The organism is Falsiroseomonas sp. CW058 (assembly GCF_050563535.1).
Taxonomy (GTDB): Bacteria; Pseudomonadota; Alphaproteobacteria; order Acetobacterales; family Acetobacteraceae; genus Falsiroseomonas.
Map to the genome: position 1 here is coordinate 27,431 of NZ_JBNXUO010000035.1, position 18,883 is coordinate 46,313.

The following is an 18,883-nucleotide window of genomic DNA, read 5'->3' on the forward strand; positions in this document are numbered from 1 at the left end:
AGGCAGCCGACATGGCCCAGATACACGTCCCGCGTGCCATCGTCTTACAGAGATGCGCCAGATGCGCCGCCCTCGTTCAACCAACAAGGAATGCGCCGGCGACTCTGTTCACCCCGTCATCAAGCATATCTCTGCCCCGCTTAGTAACAGCCCTGCGGATCATCGGGCTCGCCCAGGGGGTCATGTAGTTCGTCGGGTTCCGGAAAAGCTTGTTCGCATCGAGCGCAGCACTGATCTGGCCGGGGTCGAGGCGCTGGCGGAGCGTTTCCAACCTATCCGTAGCCCAGCCAACTAGGCGGGCGTGTGATCCCGCCAGCTCGGACGTCGGCCCTGTCCGCGCGAGCCAGGCCTCCAGTGCATCTACCTCCCTTTGCAGCTCCATGAGCTGTTCGAGAAAGGCTTCGCGCTTCTTCTCGCGCTCCGCTCGCTCGCGCGCCAAGGCATGGCGCCTTGCCCGTTCCTGGTAGCGCCGCTCACGTTCCTCTCGCTCCTCCCGCTGGAGCCGACGCGCAGCCAGGATCGCCTCGAGGCCGGTGGCCACATCTTCGACCATTCGGTCGAGGCGCTGGGTTCGGCCGTCTGCCCATGTCCGTCGGACACCATCACCCCAGCCCTGGATCTGCACGACCAGCTCGCCGGTCCGGATGGTATCGACCGCCGGGTAGGCCTGCGCGTAGAGATCCGAAGGCGCTGGCGCATCCCACGTCCGACGCGTCGCGTAGTATCGCTCCAATCGCTTCTTGCGCCGCTCCTCCGCGGCCAACTCCTCGGGGGTCGGAACGTGCTTCTCACGCCGGATACGCTCAGACATCGCGATCGTCGCCGAGTCTTTGCCGCGTTCAACGCGCATCCCGTCACCAGCCATGGTCGGCGGAAGGCCGCGCTCCATGAGAGAGCGGACCAGCGCGTTGAGAATGTAGATCGCACGCTCGACGGCGTCCCTGCCAACGACCACGCCGGCCATGCCCTCGCCGGTCGCCTCGATCGCTCCATCTGCGTTCGGCTTACCCTTCCGCAGCGCTTGCGCGGTGCGACGAAGGAGCGGGTGGACATCCGCGACCGGCCACAGCGGCGCGGGTACGACGTCCGGCTCTGGGGGTTTCTCAGGTGGCGCGGGCGGTGGACGCTGGCGCTCCGCCTGGCGCGCCTTCGCGTGCTGGATGACTTCTCGCACCTCATCGGGGAGACGCCATGCTCCTGCGTGGATCACCAGTGTCTGCTGTCTCGGATCTTCCACCTCGATGAAGGGCTCCTGCTTCACCTTCTTCCCGTGCTGGAGCTTCGCCCAGTAGCCGCGCGGCGGGGTAGGGATGGCGTACCGCTCACAGATCTTGGCCAAGCCCGTGCCGGTCACACCGAACTGGGTCGCGACGTGCATCATCGGCCTCGCCCATACGAGGTCGTAGAGTTCGCGCCGCGTCAGAGGCGCGTCCCCATTCATCGCTTTCGGCGGGTCATCGAGCACGGCCGGCCTCGTCGGGCAGGTCATCCGGATCGTAGGCTGCCTGGAAGCTAAAGCGGCGAATCATCGCGTGACCGCGGAAGAGCGGCTCGCCATCCAGCGTCACATAGCGCAGATGCCCTGCCGCCAGAGCGGTCAGGAGGGAAGCCAACACGTCGTGCGGCATCGACAGCAGACCCTGGAACGCACCCGCGCGGACATGAGCGCTGCCAACCGCTTTCGGCTCTGCAGATGCAGGGAGGTCCGCCGCGGCTGCAAGGTCCAAATCCAACCGGGGTAAAAAGGTGAGACCAGCCATCTCGGCCTTCGGTCGAAGGAGCCGGCCGTGGACCTCAAGATGGCGATAGTCGGAGTATGGCTCAGGGAAATGCTTGCAGCTCGGATTCACGCCGAAGCTGAAGCCCCAATCCCAGCGTTCGATATGGACGACATAGAACTCAGTCGTTGGTCGGACCTGCGGCTTCGATCTTGCAGGACGCCGCTTCGCCTGCGGCCGATCAGTTGCGCGGTCCGGCATTGGTCGGTTGCCCTACGCCTGCGCCTCGTCGAAAGGGTTCAACGTCCGCACTCCGAGCCCACCGACATCGGCCGTGTTGCGGGTAACGAGAACGAGGTCGTGTACCTGCGCTGTCGCGGCCAGCAAGGCGTCGATGACCGGGACGGATCGCGCGACCGACATCCGCCCCCACGCTTCGGCCACTGCCAGATCCACACCGATGATGCGCGCCCCGAAGGCCTTGGAAACCTCGCGGAGCCAGCGTTCCAGAGTGGCTGCCTTCGCCGGATCCCGATGTCGGATTCCCTCGATCCCTCGGCGGACCTCACCCAGCGTCAAGACGCTGAGGAACAGGTCCCGATCCTCGACCGATACCCACCAAGCGGCGACGCCAGGATGGCAGCGCGGGCCCTTCCGGACCTCGGAGATGATGTTGGTGTCGACGAGCCAAGTCACAGGTCGACTGCACGCCCGGTATCGCGGGACCGCGTGAGGTCGACGTCGTCGAGCGGCGCCGAGGCGAGCAGGTCCTTGAGGCTACGCGCCGGCTCAGGTCCAAAGCGACGCCGGAGCAGCGCGCGGGCCTCGCTGGCCTGGTCGGGGTCGGTCAGCGCCGCGGCCACCGCCCGGACGAGGGGTGCGTCCTCGCCCCGTACCTGCACCTCAACGCGCTGCAGGCCGCGGCTGCGCAGGCGACGCCGGTGCTCGGCGACGGCAGAAGGGGGCTTGGGCGTGGGCTTCGAGGGCATGGAGCATTCTTGCCAGTTTCCGGAAATCTATCCGGAAATACCGGCGATGCTCAAGGGAACAGGGGAGCAGCCGCGGCGCCATCGGAGTCGACGCCTCTCTCCAAGGCAACAGGTCGGCGCGGGTTCGAATCCGGTTGCACTCCCTCCGCCACCTTCTCCCCCTCGTGCCGACACCCGCCGCCGGCAGCGGCCCGGGCGTGCTGCCTGTCGGGTCCTCGCCCCTGACCAGGCCGGCTCTGCGCCCATGTGGGGCGCCGGCCTATTCCGCCCTGATGTTCCCGGCCTGCACCACCTGGCGCCAGCGGGCGATCTCGGCTGCCTGGAAGGCGGCGAAGTCCTCCGGGCTGCTGGCGACCACGTCGAAGCCGAGCTCCGTCAGGCGCGGGGCGACGGCAGGGCTGCGGAGCGCGGCCACCGCGGCCTCGTGCACCGCGGCGAGCAGCGCGGGCGCCATTCCGGCCGGGCCGCCGAGGCCCTGCCAGGAATACACGACGAAGTCGCGCAGCCCCGCCTCGACCGCCGTCGGCACGTCCGGCAGCACCGGGGACCGCGCCTCGGAGGTGATAAGGATTGGGCGCAGCCGCCCGTCGCGGATCAGCGGGATCACGGCGCCGAGATTCTGGAAGGAGATCTGCGTGTTGCCCGCGACGATGCTCGTCATCGCCGGGCCGCCGCCGGAATAGGGAATGTGGGCCATGTCGGTGCCGGTGGCGAGCTTGAACATCTCTCCCGTCAGGTGGTCGGAGGAGCCGACGCCGGAGGAAGGGTAGCTCGCCGTCCCCGCGTTGCGCCGCATCCACTCCACCAGGCCCGCGAGGTCGCCCGCCGGCACGATCTGCGGGTTCACCACCAGCACGTTCGGCGTGCGCACGGTCTGGGTGATGCGGGTCAGCTCCCGCACCGGGTCGTAGCCGAGGTTCGGGCGGAGCGCGACGTTGATCGCCCAGGTGCTGATCGGCGCGTGCATCAGCGTGTGGCCATCGGGCGCAGAGCGGATGACCTGCCTCGCGCCGATCTCGCCGGTGGCGCCGGGGCGGTTCTCCACCGTGAAGGGCCGCCCGAGCGTCGCCTGCATCTGCTGCGCCATGGCACGCGCGATGATGTCGGAGGAACTGCCGGGCGCGAAGGGCACGACGACCGCCACCGGCCGCGCGGGCCAGGGCGCCTGCGCGCGCGCGGTGGCGGGCAGGGCGAGCGCGGCGCCGGCGCCGAGCAGGGTCCTTCTTCTCATCGGACGTCTCCTTTCCCCTGGATGGCTCAGCGGCCGTGCCGCTTCCGCCAGGCCGCGAACTCCTCGAGGCTGGCCGGGTCCGTCGCGGGATAGAGCCCGACCAGGCTGCGGCCTTCCGCCACCTTCTCCGCGGCGAAATCCTCGTAGGCGGTCATCTCCGCCGCCTCGGCCGCGATCTCGTCGGCCAGGTGGGCGGGGATGACGATGACGCCGTCGGCGTCGCCGAGGATGACGTCGCCGGGGAAGACCGGCGCGTCGCCGCAGGCGATCGGCACGTCGATGTCGATCGCGTGGTTCAGCGTCAGGTTGGTCGGCGCCGAGGGCCGCTGGTGGTAGGCGGGGATGCCGAGGGCCGCGATCTCGGCGCTGTCGCGGAAGCCGCCATCGGTCACCACGCCGGCGACGCCGCGCGCCTTCAGCCGCCCGACCAGGATCGCGCCGGCCGAGGCCGCGCGAGCGTCCTTGCGGCTGTCGAAGACCAGCACCTTGCCGGGCGGGCAATGCTCGATCGCCTTGCGCTGCGGATGCCCGGGGTCGCGGAAGACATCGAGCGTGTTGAGATCCTCGCGCGCCGGGATGTAGCGCACGGTCACGGCCTCGCCGACCATGCTCGAGGTGGCGTTGTGCAGCGGCTGCGCACCCTGGATCATCTGGCCCCGCAGGCCGCGCTTGAACAGGCAGGTGGCCACGGTGGCGGTGCTGATCCTGGTCAGCGCCGCGCGCGTCGCGTCGGAAAGCGGCATCGGAAACCTCAGTAGATGACGGGTTCGGGGACCGGCGCGCCGAATTCGGTGCGCAGGAAGTCGAAGTCGCAGCCCTGGTCGGCCTGCTGGATGTGCTTCGTGAAGGCGAAGCCGTAGCCGCGTTCGAAGCGCGGCGGCGGCGGGGTCCATGCGGCGCGGCGGCGCGCCAGCTCCTCCTCCGGGACGCGCATGGAGATGCTGCGCGCGGGCACGTCCACCTCCACGACGTCGCCGGTGCGCAGCAGCGCGAGCGGACCGCCGATGTAGCTTTCCGGCGCCACATGCAGCACGCAGGCGCCGTAGCTGGTGCCGGACATGCGGGCATCCGAAAGGCGGAGCATGTCGCGGTGGCCCTGCTTCAGCAGCGCCTTCGGCATCGGCAGCATGCCCCATTCGGGCATGCCGGGCCCGCCCTGCGGGCCGGCGTTGCGCAGCACCATCACGGTGTCGGGCGTGAAGGGGAAGCCCTCGTCGTCCACCGCCTTCTTCATCGACGGGTAGTCGTCGAAGACCACCGCGGGGCCGGCATGCTTCAGGAACTTCTGGTCCATCGCGGCCGGCTTGATGACGCAGCCGTCGGGCGCGAGGTTGCCCTTCAGCACGGCAAGCGATCCCTCGCCGTAGATCGGGTCCGAGAGGCCGCGGATGACGTCGTCGTTGAAGACCCGTGCGCCCTCGATGTTCTCGCCGAGCGTGCGGCCGGTGACCGTCAGGCAGTCGAGGTGCAGGTGCTCCCTCATCTGCGCCATCAGGGCGCGGATGCCGCCGGCGTAGAAGAAGTCCTCCATCAGGTAGGTGCTGCCGGAAGGGCGCACATTGGCGATCACCGGCACCCGCCGGCTGTAGCGTTCGAAGTCGTCGAGGCCGATGTCGTGCCCCGCGCGGCGCGCCATGGCGATCAGGTGGATGATGGCGTTGGTGGAACAGCCCATCGCCATCGCCACCGCGATCGCGTTCTCGAACGCCTGGTGGGTCTGGATGCGCGACGGCCGCAGGTCCTCCCACACCATCTCGACGATGCGGCGCCCGCTTTCCGAGCAGAGCCGGACATGCCCGGCATCGGGCGCGGGAATGGAGGAGCCGCCGGGCAGCACCATGCCGACCGATTCCGCGATCGCGGTCATGGTGCTGGCGGTGCCCATGGTCATGCAGGTGCCGTGGCTGCGGGCGATGCCGCCTTCCACGCCCAGCCAGTCCTTCTCGGTGATCTTCCCGGCGCGCAGCTCGTCCCAGTATTTCCAGGAATCGCTGCCCGAGCCGAGCACCTTCCCCTGCCAGTTGCCCCGCAGCATCGGGCCGGCGGGGACGTAGATGCAGGGGATGTCCATGCTGGTCGCGCCCAGCATCAGGCCGGGCGTCGTCTTGTCGCAGCCGCCCATCAGCACGGCGCCGTCGACGGGGTGGCTCCGCAGCAGCTCCTCCGTCTCCATCGCCAGCATGTTGCGGTACAGCATGGTGGTCGGCTTGACGAAGCTCTCCGACAGCGACAGCGCGGGCAGCTCCACCGGGAAGCCGCCGGCCATCAGGATGCCGCGCTTCACGTCCTCAACCCGCGTCTTGAAGTGGACATGGCAGGGCTGCAGGTCGGACCAGGTGTTGACGATGGCGATGACCGGGCGGCCCTGCCACTCCTCCGGCGCGTAGCCCATCTGCATGGCGCGGGATCGGTGGCCGAAGCTGCGGAGGTCGGCGGGCCCGAACCAGCGGCGGCTGCGCAGATCCTCGGGCGCCTTCCGGCGGGGTGTGTCGGACATGGGGGCTCTCATGCGGGAAGGAGGAGCGGCCGGCCTTCCGGCGCGGCCACGGTCGGCCGGGCGCGCGGTGATCCGCGGCCGGCGTCGCCGGGCCGGCGCCGGCCGCGCCGGCGGGCCCGGGGCAGGCTGGGCGAAGGCGCGGCGGGGCGCAACCCCGGCCTTCGTCAGTCGAGGCGGATCCCGGCGCGGCGGGCAACCTCGCCCCAGCGCTGCGTCTCGGCCGCGACGAAGCCGCGGAATTCCTCGGGCCGGCTGCCGACCGGGGTGATGCCGAGTTCCCGGAAGCGCGTCGCGACCGCGGGGGTGGCAAGCGCCGCCGCGGCTTCCCGCTGCAGCCGCTCCACGATCTCGGCCGGGACGCGCGCGGGCGCGAACAGGCCGTGCCAGGAGAGGCTCTCGAAGCCCGGCACCGTTTCCGCCACCGTCGGGACCTCCGGCGCCGCGGGCGAACGCGCGAGCGAGGTCACGCCGAGGATGCGGAGCTTGCCGTCGCGCGCGAAGGGCAGGACGGAGGACAGGTTGTCGAAGGCCACCGGCAACTCGCCGCTCAGCAGGGCGGTGATGATCTGCGCGCTGCCGCGGTAGGGAACGTGCTCCAGCTCGGTCCCCGTCATCTGGCCGAACAGCGTGCCGGCGAGATGGACCGAGGTGCCGACGCCCGAGGTCGCGAAGGGGATGTCGCGCGCGGGGCGGGACCGCAGCAGCGCGATGAATTCGGCGACCGTGGCCGCGGGCACGTTGTTCGCCACCGCCAGCGCGTTCGGCTGCGCGGCAAGCTGCGTGATCGGCAGGAAGTCCCGGCCGACATCGTAGGGCAGCCGCGGATAGATCGCCGGGTTGATGGCGTGGCTGCTGATGGTGCCGAGGCAGATCGTGTAGCCGTCGGGCGTCGCGCGGGCGCAGGCCTCGCTGCCGAGGTTCCCGCCCGCTCCCGGGCGGTTCTCGACCACGAAGGGCTGGCCGAGCACCTTGCTCATCTCGCCCGTCACCAGCCGCGCGACGGTGTCGGAGGTGCCGGCGGCGAAGGGCACGATCACGCGGACCGGCTGCGTGGGCCAGGCCCGGGGCTGCGCGAAGGCGGGCAGCGCCGCGGCCGAGAGCAGTGCGGCGAGGGCGAGGCGGCGGACGATGTGGCGCAAGGGCTTTCCTCCATCCGGCGGCAGCAGGCCGCCTTGTGCTTCTCGATCGAGCAACTGATATATCAGATAGTGGGCGTCAACATAAATTTCCGTCCACATGATCCACCCTCGCAGGAGCACGGGGCCATGCCGCCGCAAGCCACCTCCGCCTCCACGCCGGAGCGTGCCGGGGACAGGCCCGACCTCGATGCAGTCCCGCCGGTCGAACGCCGCCGGTCGGTGGCCGAACTCGCCTATGAGCGGCTGCGGGATGCGCTCGTCTCCCTGGCGATCGCGCCCGGCACGGTGCTGGCGCGCGGGGCGCTCGCCGCCCGGCTGGGGGTGAGCCAGACCCCGGTTCGGGAAGCCATCCTTCGCCTGCAGGCGGAGGGGCTGGTGGAGGTGGTGCCCCATTCGGCCACGCGCGCGTCGCTGATCGACCTGGCACAGGCATGGGAAGCGCAGTTCCTGCGGCTTTCGATCGAGGTCGAGATCGTCCGGCGGCTCGCCCGGGCGCCGTCCGCCGCGCTGGCGGCGGAACTGCGCGCCGGGCTCGCCCGGATGCGCGCGCTGCTCGCCGCCGGCGACCAGGCCGGCTTCGCGGTCGAGGACGAGGCGTTCCACGGCGCGCTCTACGCCGCCGCCTGCGTGCCGGGGCTGCGCGAGCTGGTGCGGGTGCGGAGCGGCCATCTCGACAGGCTGCGCCGCCTGCACCTGCCCGCGCCCGGCAAAGCCGAATCCGTGATGCGCGACCACGAGGCGCTTGCCGGCGCGATCCTGGCCGGCGATGCGGCAGGGGCGGAGGCGCTGCTGCGCGCCCATCTGTCCGGCACCTTCGCCGAGGCCGAGCGGCTGCGGGCGGCGTCGCCGCAGATGTTCGCGCCGGCGGCAGGGCCGCGCTGAGGCTTCTGCCCCGATCCGTGCGCCGACTCTGAAATGTCGCCTGGCGGCGTGACAAATCGTATACAGAATGCTACCTCACGATCCTGCGAGGTCAATGGGCGAGGTCCGCGTGCTGCTGCCACGAGACGAGGAACGGGGCGGCGACGATGGGCCCGGCCCGCGGGGGGCCGCCGACGTGGCCCCGGGCAGCCGCCTCCTGGCCGCCCTGCCGGAGGGCATGCGCGCCGCTCTCGGCATCGAGGAGGTCTCGCTCGTGCGGGACCAGGTCCTGTTCGAGCCCGGCGCCGTGCCGTCCCATGTCCATTTCCCGCATCCGGGCACCCTCGTCTCCCTCGTCATCCCAGAAGACGGCGAAGGGGGCGGAATCGACACCGTCGCGGTCGGCTCGGATGGCGCGGTCGGGGCCGCGGCGGACGGGACGGAGGCGCGTCTGGAAGCCCTGGCACGCGCCGTCGTGCGCATCCCGGGCCGCGCGGCGCGGGTCGCCGCCGGGCGCCTCGCCGCCGTTGCCGAGGCATCGCCGCCGCTCCGCCGCCTGCTCGCCCGCAATGCGGAGGCGCTGCTGTCGAGCGCGCTCGTCGCCCTGGCCTGCAACGAGCGGCACGAGGTGCTGCCGCGGCTCGCGGCCCGGATCACCGTCCTGCTCGACCGTCTCGGCCCGGTGGAGCCCGGCAGGCCGCCGGCGCTGTCGCTGACGCAGGACATGCTCGCCCGCATGCTCGGCGTGCGCCGGACGACGACGGCCGAGGCGCTGGCCACCCTCGCCGCCGCGGGCCTGGTCCGCCCGCGGCGCGGCGCGGTCGAGGTGCTGGACCGCGAAGGGCTCGAAGGCGCGTCCTGCGGCTGCCAGGCGATCCTGCGCCGGCGCCTCACGCGCCTGCTGGATGGCGGCACGGGCGAGGGGGGCGCGCCATGACCGCATCCCCGGTGCCCCCGCTGCCGCGGCTGCGCCTGTCCGTCGTGCTGCTGCTCCTCGTGCTCGCGGTGCTGCTGCCCGCGCTCGGGGTGGGTGGCCTTGCGGTATGGCAGGCGGTCGGGACGGAGCAGGCGGCGGCGGAAGCGCGGCTGCGCGACACGGCAGGGGCCCTGGCGCTCGCCGTGGACCGCGAGATCGCGGCGCAGGTCGCGGCGCTCACGGGCCTCGCCACCTCGCCCGCCTTCGGGCCCGATCCGGCCCGGCCGGACCTGCCCGCGCTCGATTCCCATGCGCGGCGCGTGGCGGCGGCGCTCGGCACGCACCTGTCCGTGCTCCGGCGCGACGGGACGCGAGTCCAGTCCACCGCGCTGCCGCCCGGCGCGCCCCTGCCGCCCTCCACCGTCCCGGAGGCGATCGAGCGCGCCTTCGCCACCGGCCGCCCGGTCGTGACGGACCTCGTGACCGGCGCCATCGCCCGCGTGCCGGTCTTCTCCGTCACCCTGCCGGTGCGCGACGCCGAAGGGGGGGTGGCGATGGCGGTCATGGCCGCCTTCCGGACGGAGCGGCTGCGCGACCTGCTGGCCGCGCAGGGCCTGCCCGCGGGCGCCTTCGCCTCGATCGCCGATGCGCGCGCGATGGTGGTCGCGCGGTCCGACGCGCTGCACGACGCCGCCGTCGGCCGCCCCCTGCCGGCCGGGATCGCCGCAGCCATCGCGGAGGGCAGGGGCGGCCTGTTCCGCGGCCCCGACGGCGACGGCGCGCCACGGGTCCACGCCTTCCGCCGGCTGGACACCGCGCCGGGATGGACCCTCGTCGTCGCGCAGCCGGCCCTTGCTCTCGATGCCCGCTGGCAGGGGCCGCTGTCCGCCCTGGTGGCGGGTGGCGGGCTCACGCTGCTGCTCGGCGGCGCGCTTGCCCTGCTGGCCGGCGGCAGCATCCTGCGCCCGATGGGGCGGCTCGGCGCGCATGCCGCCGCGGTCGCGACCGGCAGGGCCGATGCCCATGTCCGCGCGATCCCGCCCGCCGCCATCCGCGAGGTCGAGGCGCTGCGCCGCGGCTTCGTCGAGGCGGAAGCCGCCATCGCCGCGCGCGGGGCCGCGCTGGCCGAAAGCGAGGCGCGCTTCCGCGCCATGGCCGACAGCGCGCCGGCCATGGTCTGGGCCACCGACGCGGCCGGCCGCTGCACCTATGTCAGCCGGCCCTGGCGCGACTTCACCGGGCAGTCGGAGGAGGAGGGCCTCGGCCTCGGCTGGCTCGACGCCGTGCATCCGGAGGACCGGGATAAGGTGCGCGAGGCCTTCCTTGCCGCGACCGCCCGCGCCGAGCCCTATCGGGTCGAGCTCCGGCTACGCCGCGCCGCCGACGGCGGCTGGGCCACGGTCATCGACGCCGCGATGCCGCGGCTCGGGCCCGGGGGCGAGTTCCTCGGCTTCATCGGCTCCGCGGTGGACATCAGCGACCGCGTCGCCGCCGAGGCGGCGCTGTGCGCGAGCGAGGCGCGGCTGCGCCTGGCGACGGGGGGCACCGGCATCGGCACCTGGGAGCTGGACCTGCGGACGGGGCAGGGCTTCAACTCGCCCGAGGCCGCGGCGCTGTTCGGCATCGACATCCTGGCGGTCACGGCGGAGAGCTGGGTCGAGGCGATCCACCCCGCCGACCGGGCGGGCGCCGCCGCGGGCTGGCGCCGCGCGGTGGAGGAGGGCGCGCCGTACGAGGCGATCTTCCGCGCCGCCCTGCCGGCGCCGGATGGCGGCGAGAGGTGGCTGGCCTCCCGCGCATGGATCGAGCGCGACGGCGCGGGGCGGCCGCTGCGCGCGCTCGGCGTGCTGATCGACGTCACCACCCAGAAGAGGGCCGAGGAGCGCCTGCGGCTGAGCGAGGAGAGGTTCCGCGCTGCCGTGCGCGCCGTCTCCGGCATCCTCTGGACCAACACGGCCGAGGGGCGGATGGCGGGCGAGCAGCCGGGCTGGGCGGCGCTGACCGGCCAGTCCTTCGCGGAATACCAGGGCTATGGCTGGGCGCGGGCGGTCCATCCGGAGGATGCGCAGCCGACGGTGGAGGCGTGGAACCGCGCCGTCGCCGAACGACGGCCCTTCGTGTTCGAGCACCGCGTCCGCACCCGCGACGGGGCCTGGCGCCGCTTCGCCATCCATGCCGTCCCGGTGCTGCGCGGGGATGGCGAGGTGGCCGAATGGGTCGGCGTCCACACCGACGTCACCCGCCAGCGCGAGGCGGAGGCAGTGCTGGCGCGATCGCGCGAGGAGCTGGAGCGGCTGGTCGCCGAGCGGACGGCGGCGCTGGCCGGGATCGAGGCGCGGCTGGCGCAGGCCGCCAAGATGGAGGCGCTGGGGCGGCTGGCCGGCGGCATCGCGCATGACTTCAACAACGTGCTGCAGGCCGTGGCGGGCGGCATCTCCCTGGCGGGCAGCCGGCTCGGCCGCGACCCGGCGGCGGCCGCGCGCTATCTCGACCTCGCCGCGGAAGCGGCGGGCCGCGGCGTGGCGGTGACGGGCCGGCTGCTCGCCTTCGCGCGGCGGGGCGAGCTGGTGGCGGCGCCGGTCGCGCCGGCGCCGCTGCTGGCGGGCCTCGCGACGATGCTCCGCCACGGGCTCGGCCCTTCTGTCGTGCTGCGGGTCGAGGCGCGGCCGGACCTGCCGGCGGTCCTGGCCGATGCGGGGCAGCTCGAGGCGGTGCTGGTCAACCTGGCGAACAACGCGCGCGACGCGCTGCCGGATGGCGTGGGCACCATCGAGCTGGCCGCCGAGGAGCCCGCGGAGGAGCGGGAAGTGGAGCCTCCGCCCGGCCTGGCGCCGGGCGCGTATGTCTGCATCTCCGTCACCGACGACGGCAGCGGCATGACGCCCGAGGTGCTGGCCCGCGTCACCGAGCCCTTCTTCACCACCAAGCCGAACGGCAAGGGCACGGGCCTCGGCCTCGCCATGGCGCGCGGCTTCGCCGAGCAGTCGGGCGGCGCGCTGACGGTGGAGAGCACCGCCGGCCGCAGCCGGGGCCGCGCCGCGCACCGTGCCGTTGCCGGACGGCGCCCGCGCGGCGGTGCTGGTGGTGGACGACGAGCCGGCGGTGCGCGCGGTGCTCGCGGGCGGGCTCGCGCTCCACGGCCACCAGGTGACGGAAGCGGGCGGCGCGGGTGAGGCGCTGGCGCTGCTGGAAGCGGGCGAGCGGCCGGAGGTGCTGGTCACCGACCTCGCCATGCCGGGGGAGATGGACGGGCTCGCCCTGATCCGCGCGGTGCGGGACCGGCTGCCCGGACTGCCGGCGATCCTCATCACCGGCCATGCGGGCGACGCGGCGCAGGGGGCCCTTGCGGCGGTGGCGGGCGAGGGGCCCTTCGCGGTGCTGCGCAAGCCCGTGGGCATCGACATGGTGGCCGGCCAGCTGGCCAGCCTGCTGGGGCGGACGGGGGCGGCGGAAACACAGATCCCATCCAGGTGACGGACATCTAACAAATGTGAGTGCGGTACTCGGAATGCCCGTTACGTTCCGTATCGGCTCGCGGCCTCAGGGGCCACCTCCTCCGCCGAGCAGGAAGGTCCATGTTCGTTCGTCCTCGTCACTGGCTGTCCCGGTGGTGCTGTCGCCCTCACCGGCCGAGCCGCGCGCCCGGCTCTCCTCGTCTCGGATTCCGTGCATCCCTTCACAGACGGGCACGGCCGCTGATATCTGCCGCGCGGCGTGGAGCCTGCGCAGCGGCGGGGATGTCATGCCGGGAGAAGTCGAAGTCGTACCGGGTCCCTGGTGCGAGGCGTGCCCGATGAGGCGCGCCGTCGGGTTCCAGGACTTCAGCGATGCCGAGTTCGGCTTCATGTCGGAGCTGAAGGCGGAACACCGCCGCGTTCCGGCCGGCGCCGACCTGTTCCAGCAGGACGACGCGCCCACCCATGTCTTCACAGCCTTCAGCGGCTGGGCCTACCGCTACCGGCTGTTCGGCGATGGCCGCCGGCAGATCCTCGGCGTGGTGCTGCCGGGGGAACTGGTGGGCGTCCCCGGCGCCGCCTTCGGCCGGCACGCCTATGCCGTCCGGGCCGCGACGGAGGCGGAGTTCTGCGCCCTCTCGCTCGCCCGCCTGCCGGCCCTGCTGCGCGAGCAGGAGGGGCTGTCGATGCGGCTTCTCTGGCTGAGCAGCCACGAGCAGCGGATGGTGGAGCGCCTGGCCATCTCGCTCGGCCGCTGCACGGCGGAGGAGACGCTGGCCGCCTTCTCGGTGGACCTTCGGGAGAGGCTGCTGCGGCGCGGCATGACGGAGGAAGGCGGCCTGTCCTTCGCCTTCCCCCTTGGCCAGGCGGAGGTCGCCGACCACCTCGGCATGACGATCGTCCACCTGAACCGCGTGCTGCGCAAGCTTGAGCAGCAGAAGATCCTCGTCGTGCGGCGGGGCCGCATGGAGATCCTCGACCTCGACCGGCTGCGGAAGCTGAGCTGCCTGCATGAGCCGGCCGACATGGTGCCGCAGCCGCTTCTGTGACTACGATCTCATCCATCCCGCAGGATTCGGGTTGGATCGTAACCGAAACTGACAAATGTGAGTGCGCCCGGTCCGACGGCCTGTAGGGTGCCGCGCAGGCAGCGGCAGGTGATCCGCCCTGTTGCCGTCCTCGAATTTCGTCTGGACCGGGGGGAGTGGTCGGTGGTGCAGGTTCCGCGTCGTCGGCCCCATGCCGGACAACGACGCCCCGGGCGTTAGGAACGGATGCCTTTGCTGCGCCATTCCCCGCCTGTCCCGCCATGCTGATCGGCAAGGCATCCCCGTCGGGGCACGGCGGACCGCCGCCCGGACCCGCACCGAACCTTCCGCCTGTACCGGATGGCCGCGCGGCTGGGCGCCCGGTGGCGCGCCGCCGCTTCCGCGCCATGCTGGCCGCCACCTTCGCGGCGTTCGCACTGGCCACCGGCGGGGCGGCGGCGCTGCTGACGGAACGCAGCGTGACCGCCTCGGTGCGGACCGAGGCCGGCGCCGACCTGGCCGAGGCCGCGCGCGTGGTGGCCGACCTGCTCGACCGCGGTATGTTCGAGCGTTGGCGCGACATCCGGGTGCTGGCGGAGCAGGAGGCCCTGCGCGAGGGGGAGGTGCCGGCGGAGACGCGGCGCGCCCTGCTCGGCCGGATGCAGGCTGCGCTGCCGGACTACGCCATCATCCTGTTCGCCGGGCCGGACGGCGTGATCCAGGCCACCAGCTCGGGCCTCATCGAGGGTGCGGCGGTGTCCGGGCGGGACTGGTTCGTCGCCGGCAGCCGGGCGCCCCATGTCGGCGACCTGCACGAGGCGGCGCTGCTGGCCGGGGCGCTGGCCCGGCCGGGCGCCGAGCCGCCGCGCTTCGTGGACCTGTCCGCGCCGGTGCGCGGGGCGGATGGCAGGCTCCTCGGCGTGGTCGCGGCGCACCTGTCCTGGGAATGGGCGGAGGAGATCGAGCGGAGCGTGCTGGTGCCGCTGCGGCTGCGGATGCCGGGTGCGGAAGGCTTCATCCTGTCGGCGGACGGGACGGTGCTGCTGGGACCGGCTGGCTGGCGCGGCCGGAGCCTGGCGCAGGAGGCCGGATTCGCCGCGGCGCGGGCGGGGCAGGGCTGGCACGGCCCGGGCACGCCGGACCCGACCGGCGGGGAGGCGGCGCGGCAGGCCATCACCGGCTGGGCGCCGACGCGCGGCCACCGCGACTATCCCGGCCTGGGCTGGACCGTCGCCGTGCGGCAGGACGCGGCCGTCGCTCATGCCCGCGCGGCCGGGCTGCGCGACCGCATCCTGGCGCTCGGCGCCGCGGTGGCGGCGGTCGCCGCGCTGCTCGGCTGGCTGATCGCCGCGCGCCTTGCGCGTCCGATCGAGGCGCTGGCGGCGCGCGCCACGACGACCCTCCGCGCGGCGAGCGAGGTCGTGGCCGCGGCGCGGCCCGGGGCAATGCCCGCGGCGCGGCCCGGCTCGGGGCTGGCTCCGGTGACGAGCGAGGAGGCGGTGCTGTCCGACGCGCTGTCGCGGCTGACCGCCGACGTCGCCGGCATGGAGGAACGCCTGGCGGCGCGCGAGGCCGAGTTCCGCGCGATGCTCGCCGCCTGCCCGGTGGGTGTCGTGCGGGCCGACACCGGCGGGCGGGTCCATGAGGCGAACGACGCCTTCCTCGCCCTGCTCGGCCTGACGCGGGAGGAACTGGCGGCAGGGCGCATCCGCTGGGACGAGCTGACGCCGCCCGGATGGCTGCCGCGCGACGAGGCGGCGATCGCCGAGGCGGTCGCCCTCGGCCGTTGCGAACCCTACGAGAAGGAGTTCCGCCGCACGGACGGCAGCCGCGTGCAGGCGCTGGTCGCCTTCTCGCTGTTCGACCGCGCCACCGGGCACGCGGCCGGCTACGTCCTCGACCTGACCGAGCGGGCGCGCGCGGAGGAGGCGCTGAACCAGGGGCTCGACCGGCTGCGCATGGCGCAGGCCGCCTCCGGAATCGGCATCCACGACTACGACATCGAGCGGAACGTCATCCACTGGGATGCGCGGCTGCGCGAGATCTGGGGCGTGCCGGAGGACGTGCCCGTCACCTACGAGGTCTTCGCCGCGGGCCTGCACCCCGACGACCTGCCGGAGGTGGAAGCGGCGGTGGCAGGCGCGCTCGACCCCGCCGGCACCGGCAGCTACGAGGCCGAGTTCCGCGTGGTGAACCGCCGCAACGGCGAGGTCCGCCGCGTCGCCGCCACGGGCCGGGTGACCTTCCGCGCCGGCCGTCCGGTCCGCCTCGTCGGCACGGCGCGCGACGTCACGGCGCAGCGGCGGGACCAGGTGGCGCTGGCCGAGGGCGCGGCGCGGCTACGCCTCGCGCTGACCGCGGGCGGCATGGGGGCGTGGGACTGGGACCCGGCGACCGGGCTCGTCCGCTGGGACGGCGCGATGGAAAGCCTGACGGGGCTGCCCGCTCCGACAGGGCCCGGCGGGGTGGAGCTTTTCCTGCGACGGGTCCACCCCGATGACCGGGCGGCCCTGGATGCGGCCGTCGGCGCCGCCTTCGCGAAGGGGGACGGCGGCGTCTACGAGGCCGAGTTCCGCTTCCGGCGCGGCGACGGCGCCTGGCGCTGGTTCGGCGCCCGCGGGCAGGTGGTGGCCGCGGCGGCAGGCGCGCCGGCCCGGCTGATCGGCATCAACTGGGACATCACCGCCCAGAAGGAGGCGGCCGAGTCCCTGGCGCGCGGGCGGGAGGAGCTGGAGCGCGCGGTGGAGGAGCGCACCCGCGCGCTGACCGAGGCCGCCGCCGAGCTGCGCGCCGAGATGCGGCGGCGGGAGGAGGCGCAGGCCGCCCTGCTGCAGGCGCAGAAGCTGGAGGCGCTGGGCCAGCTCACCGGCAGCGTCGCGCATGACTTCAACAACGTCCTCGCCGCGATCAGCGGCAGCTACCGCCTGATCGGGCGCCGCACGGACGACCCGAAGCTGCTGGACTTCGTCGCCCATGGCGAACGCGCGGCCGCGCGCGCGGCGGGGCTGGTGCGCCAGCTCCTCGCCTTCGCGCGGCGGGAGGAGCTGCGGCCGGAAGTGCTGGACCCCGGCGCGCTGCTGGAAGGCGCGCGCGACATGCTGCGCCACAGCCTCGGCGCGAAGGTCGCGCTGGCGGTGGAGCCGGAACCCGGTCTCTGGCCGGTGCTGGCCGACCCGCACCAGCTGGAGGTCGCGGTGCTGAACCTCGCGGTGAATGCGCGGGACGCCATGCCGGCCGGGGGGCGGCTTTCGATCACCGCGCGCAACCTGCGGGCGGGGGAAAGGCCGACCCGGCTGCGGCCGGGCGACTACGTCTCCATCACCGTGCGCGACGAGGGCGAGGGCATGTCGGCCGAGGTGCTCGCCCAGGCGACGGAGCCCTTCTTCACGACGAAGCCGAAGGGCAGGGGCACCGGGCTCGGGCTGGCGATGGTGAAGGGCTTCGCCGAGGGGTCGGGCGGCTGCCTGCGGATCGAGAGCCGCCCGCAGGCCGGCACGGTGATCGAGATCGTGCTGCCGCGCGCGGCGCTGACCGACCTGCGCGCGGCCGGGCCGGCGGCGCCGGAAGACGCGCTCGCGCCCTCGCTGCATGGCGGCGCGCAGATCCTGCTGGCCGAGGATGACGACCAGGTGCGGCCGCTGACCGCGGCCTTCCTGCGCGACCTGGGCTACGAGGTGACGGTGGCGCCGACGGCCGAGGCGGCGATGGCGCTGGCCTACGACATGCCGGCGCTCGACCTGCTGGTGACCGACATCGAGATGCCGGGCGCGGATGGCGCCGCGCTGGCGGCGCGGCTGCGGGTGGGATGGCCGGCCCTGCCGGTCCTTTTCGTCACCGGCCGCCCGCCCGGCCCGGCCCTGGCCGGGGAAGCCGTGCTGCGCAAGCCGGTGACCGGCCCCGACCTTGCCAGGGCGGTGCTGGAAGGCCTGGGGCGGCATCCGTCGCGACACCCGCCCTCGCCGGCGGCGCGGCTGGTGGCGCGGCTGCGCGAGCCGGCGCTGCGCGAGGCCTACCTTGCCTGGCACGCGGCCCGGATGCCGGGGGAGGCGCTGCCGCGCCGCATCAGATTCGACCCGGCCACCCTGGGGCTGGCGGCGAACGCCGTGCTGGCGGCGGTCGAAGGGGCCCCGGATGCGCCCGCCTTCCGCCTGCTTTCGGTCGGCACCGCGCTGGAGGCGCGCTTCGGTGCCGCCCTGCCGGGCGGAACCTTCGGGCATGGAGACGAGGAGGAGGAGATGCTCGGCACCCAGGCCAGCGCCTATCGCCGCTGCGTCCGCACGGCGGCGCCGGTCTACCAGTCGGCGCGCTTCGACCTCGGCGAAGGCAGCGCCACCCGGTTCGAGCGGCTGCTGCTGCCGCTGGCCGAGGATGGAGAGGCGGTGACGCATGTGGCGGGGCTGGTCCTGTTCGAGGAGCCACCGGCCGGGCAAGCGGATGCGGAGGCGGGGGACGGTCCGCGCCCCCGCGCGGCGGAGTCGCGGCGATGACCGACCCGGCGGGGATCGACATCGAGGCCGCCGGGATCGCCGCGACGATCGAGTCGCTGGCGGCCGAGGAGGTGGACCGGCTGCCCTTCGGGGTCATCCGCCTCGACCCCGCCGGCGTGGTGACGCAGTACAGCCGGCTGGAGAGGCACCTTTCGGGATACCGCAGGGAGGCGGTCGGCCGGGACTTCTTCGCCGAGATCGCGCCCTGCATGGACAACGCGGCCTTCCGTGGCCGGATCGAACGCGCCCGCACGGCAGGGCGGCTCGACATCGTCTTCGACTATGTCAGCGACATGCCGAACGGCGCGCGCGACGTGGAACTGCGCGTGCGGGTGGTGTCCGCCCTGGATGGCGGGTGCTGGATCCTGATGCAGCGCGACGCCTGACGCGCGGGCGGGATGGCCGGCGCCAGCCATGCCGCGGGCCGGCGCCGTGGAGCCCGGACCGCGGATGCCCGGAAAATGACCTTCAGCTACTCTGGATAACGCCGTTTTGACGGCGGTTCGGCTGCATCCTGTTCCTGGAGCAGGATTGTCACTTCCAAAACATATTATTCCTCCGT

At 73.4% G+C, this 18,883-nt stretch carries 15 protein-coding genes; 7 read left to right on the forward strand and 8 right to left on the reverse strand.

The genetic code is table 11. From position 1 onward, the window contains the following. Nucleotides 1–76: 76 nt before the first annotated feature. The 8 genes from ACK8OX_RS21395 to ACK8OX_RS21430 form a co-directional block, all read right to left on the reverse strand. Nucleotides 77–1,465: a hypothetical protein gene (locus ACK8OX_RS21395; protein ID WP_430666280.1), complete on the reverse strand. Its 1,389-nt coding sequence runs from the start codon at nt 1,463–1,465 to the stop codon at nt 77–79. Then, a complete protein-coding gene (locus tag ACK8OX_RS21400) occupies nt 1,455–1,979 on the reverse strand; it encodes a hypothetical protein (protein ID WP_430666281.1) in 525 nt (174 codons plus the stop codon). The genes ACK8OX_RS21395 and ACK8OX_RS21400 overlap by 11 nt, the downstream gene beginning before the upstream one ends. A 12-nt stretch (nt 1,980–1,991) precedes the next feature. After that, nucleotides 1,992–2,414 carry a type II toxin-antitoxin system VapC family toxin gene (locus tag ACK8OX_RS21405; protein WP_430666282.1) on the reverse strand — a complete coding sequence of 141 codons (423 nt, stop codon included), beginning with the start codon at nt 2,412–2,414 and terminating at the stop codon, nt 1,992–1,994. Beyond that, complete coding sequence (locus tag ACK8OX_RS21410) at nt 2,411–2,707, reverse strand: hypothetical protein (protein WP_430666283.1); 297 nt, start codon at nt 2,705–2,707, stop codon at nt 2,411–2,413. The genes ACK8OX_RS21405 and ACK8OX_RS21410 overlap by 4 nt, the downstream gene beginning before the upstream one ends. Before the next feature lie 259 nt (nt 2,708–2,966). Continuing rightward, nucleotides 2,967–3,938 (reverse strand): Bug family tripartite tricarboxylate transporter substrate binding protein, encoded by a 972-nt coding sequence (locus ACK8OX_RS21415; RefSeq protein ID WP_430666284.1) that lies wholly within the window; start codon nt 3,936–3,938, stop codon nt 2,967–2,969. Between the two features lie 26 nt (nt 3,939–3,964). After that, nucleotides 3,965–4,681 carry a ribonuclease activity regulator RraA gene (locus ACK8OX_RS21420; RefSeq protein ID WP_430666285.1) on the reverse strand — a complete coding sequence of 239 codons (717 nt, stop codon included), beginning with the start codon at nt 4,679–4,681 and terminating at the stop codon, nt 3,965–3,967. 8 nt (nt 4,682–4,689) lie between these two features. Further along, complete coding sequence (gene araD / locus ACK8OX_RS21425) at nt 4,690–6,435, reverse strand: L-arabinonate dehydratase (RefSeq protein WP_430666286.1); 1,746 nt, start codon at nt 6,433–6,435, stop codon at nt 4,690–4,692. 164 nt (nt 6,436–6,599) lie between these two features. Continuing rightward, nucleotides 6,600–7,574: a Bug family tripartite tricarboxylate transporter substrate binding protein gene (locus tag ACK8OX_RS21430; RefSeq protein ID WP_430666287.1), complete on the reverse strand. Its 975-nt coding sequence runs from the start codon at nt 7,572–7,574 to the stop codon at nt 6,600–6,602. A 126-nt stretch (nt 7,575–7,700) separates the two neighbouring features. Here ACK8OX_RS21430 and ACK8OX_RS21435 point away from each other — a divergent pair, with 126 nt between their 5' ends. The 7 genes from ACK8OX_RS21435 (at nt 7,701) to ACK8OX_RS21465 (ending at nt 18,707) form a co-directional block, all read left to right on the forward strand. Next, a complete protein-coding gene (locus ACK8OX_RS21435; protein ID WP_430666288.1) occupies nt 7,701–8,456 on the forward strand; it encodes a GntR family transcriptional regulator in 756 nt (251 codons plus the stop codon). A 94-nt stretch (nt 8,457–8,550) separates the two neighbouring features. Then, a complete protein-coding gene (locus tag ACK8OX_RS21440; RefSeq protein ID WP_430666289.1) occupies nt 8,551–9,372 on the forward strand; it encodes a Crp/Fnr family transcriptional regulator in 822 nt (273 codons plus the stop codon). Next, a complete protein-coding gene (locus tag ACK8OX_RS21445) occupies nt 9,369–12,524 on the forward strand; it encodes a PAS domain S-box protein (protein ID WP_430666290.1) in 3,156 nt (1,051 codons plus the stop codon). Before ACK8OX_RS21440 ends, ACK8OX_RS21445 begins: the two co-directional genes overlap by 4 nt. After that, on the forward strand, nt 12,436–12,825 hold the full coding sequence (locus ACK8OX_RS21450; protein ID WP_430666291.1) for a response regulator: 390 nt from the start codon (nt 12,436–12,438) through the stop codon (nt 12,823–12,825). Before ACK8OX_RS21445 ends, ACK8OX_RS21450 begins: the two co-directional genes overlap by 89 nt. Before the next feature lie 319 nt (nt 12,826–13,144). Continuing rightward, nucleotides 13,145–13,855, forward strand: coding sequence for a Crp/Fnr family transcriptional regulator (locus ACK8OX_RS21455; protein WP_430666292.1), 711 nt, complete (start codon nt 13,145–13,147; stop codon nt 13,853–13,855). Between the two features lie 362 nt (nt 13,856–14,217). Beyond that, the gene (locus ACK8OX_RS21460) at nt 14,218–18,321 is read left to right on the forward strand and encodes a PAS domain-containing protein (protein ID WP_430666293.1); all 4,104 of its coding nucleotides are present in this window, start codon (nt 14,218–14,220) and stop codon (nt 18,319–18,321) included. Beyond that, nucleotides 18,318–18,707, forward strand: a complete 390-nt coding sequence (locus ACK8OX_RS21465) for a hypothetical protein (protein WP_430666294.1) — start codon at nt 18,318–18,320, stop codon at nt 18,705–18,707. Before ACK8OX_RS21460 ends, ACK8OX_RS21465 begins: the two co-directional genes overlap by 4 nt. Nucleotides 18,708–18,883 lie beyond the last annotated feature (176 nt).

Bases quoted from the DNA above. Each gene is read 5' to 3' on its own strand.
- ACK8OX_RS21400 (WP_430666281.1), bottom strand. From the start codon at position 1,979: ATGCCGGACCGCGCAACTGATCGGCCGCAGGCGAAGCGGCGTCCTGCA.
- ACK8OX_RS21410 (WP_430666283.1), bottom strand. From the start codon at position 2,707: ATGCCCTCGAAGCCCACGCCCAAGCCCCCTTCTGCCGTCGCCGAGCAC.
- ACK8OX_RS21415 (WP_430666284.1), bottom strand. From the start codon at position 3,938: ATGAGAAGAAGGACCCTGCTCGGCGCCGGCGCCGCGCTCGCCCTGCCC.
- ACK8OX_RS21420 (WP_430666285.1), bottom strand. From the start codon at position 4,681: ATGCCGCTTTCCGACGCGACGCGCGCGGCGCTGACCAGGATCAGCACC.
- araD (WP_430666286.1), bottom strand. From the start codon at position 6,435: ATGTCCGACACACCCCGCCGGAAGGCGCCCGAGGATCTGCGCAGCCGC.
- ACK8OX_RS21435 (WP_430666288.1), top strand. From the start codon at position 7,701: ATGCCGCCGCAAGCCACCTCCGCCTCCACGCCGGAGCGTGCCGGGGAC.
- ACK8OX_RS21440 (WP_430666289.1), top strand. From the start codon at position 8,551: ATGGGCGAGGTCCGCGTGCTGCTGCCACGAGACGAGGAACGGGGCGGC.
- ACK8OX_RS21445 (WP_430666290.1), top strand. From the start codon at position 9,369: ATGACCGCATCCCCGGTGCCCCCGCTGCCGCGGCTGCGCCTGTCCGTC.
- ACK8OX_RS21455 (WP_430666292.1), top strand. From the start codon at position 13,145: ATGAGGCGCGCCGTCGGGTTCCAGGACTTCAGCGATGCCGAGTTCGGC.
- ACK8OX_RS21465 (WP_430666294.1), top strand. From the start codon at position 18,318: ATGACCGACCCGGCGGGGATCGACATCGAGGCCGCCGGGATCGCCGCG.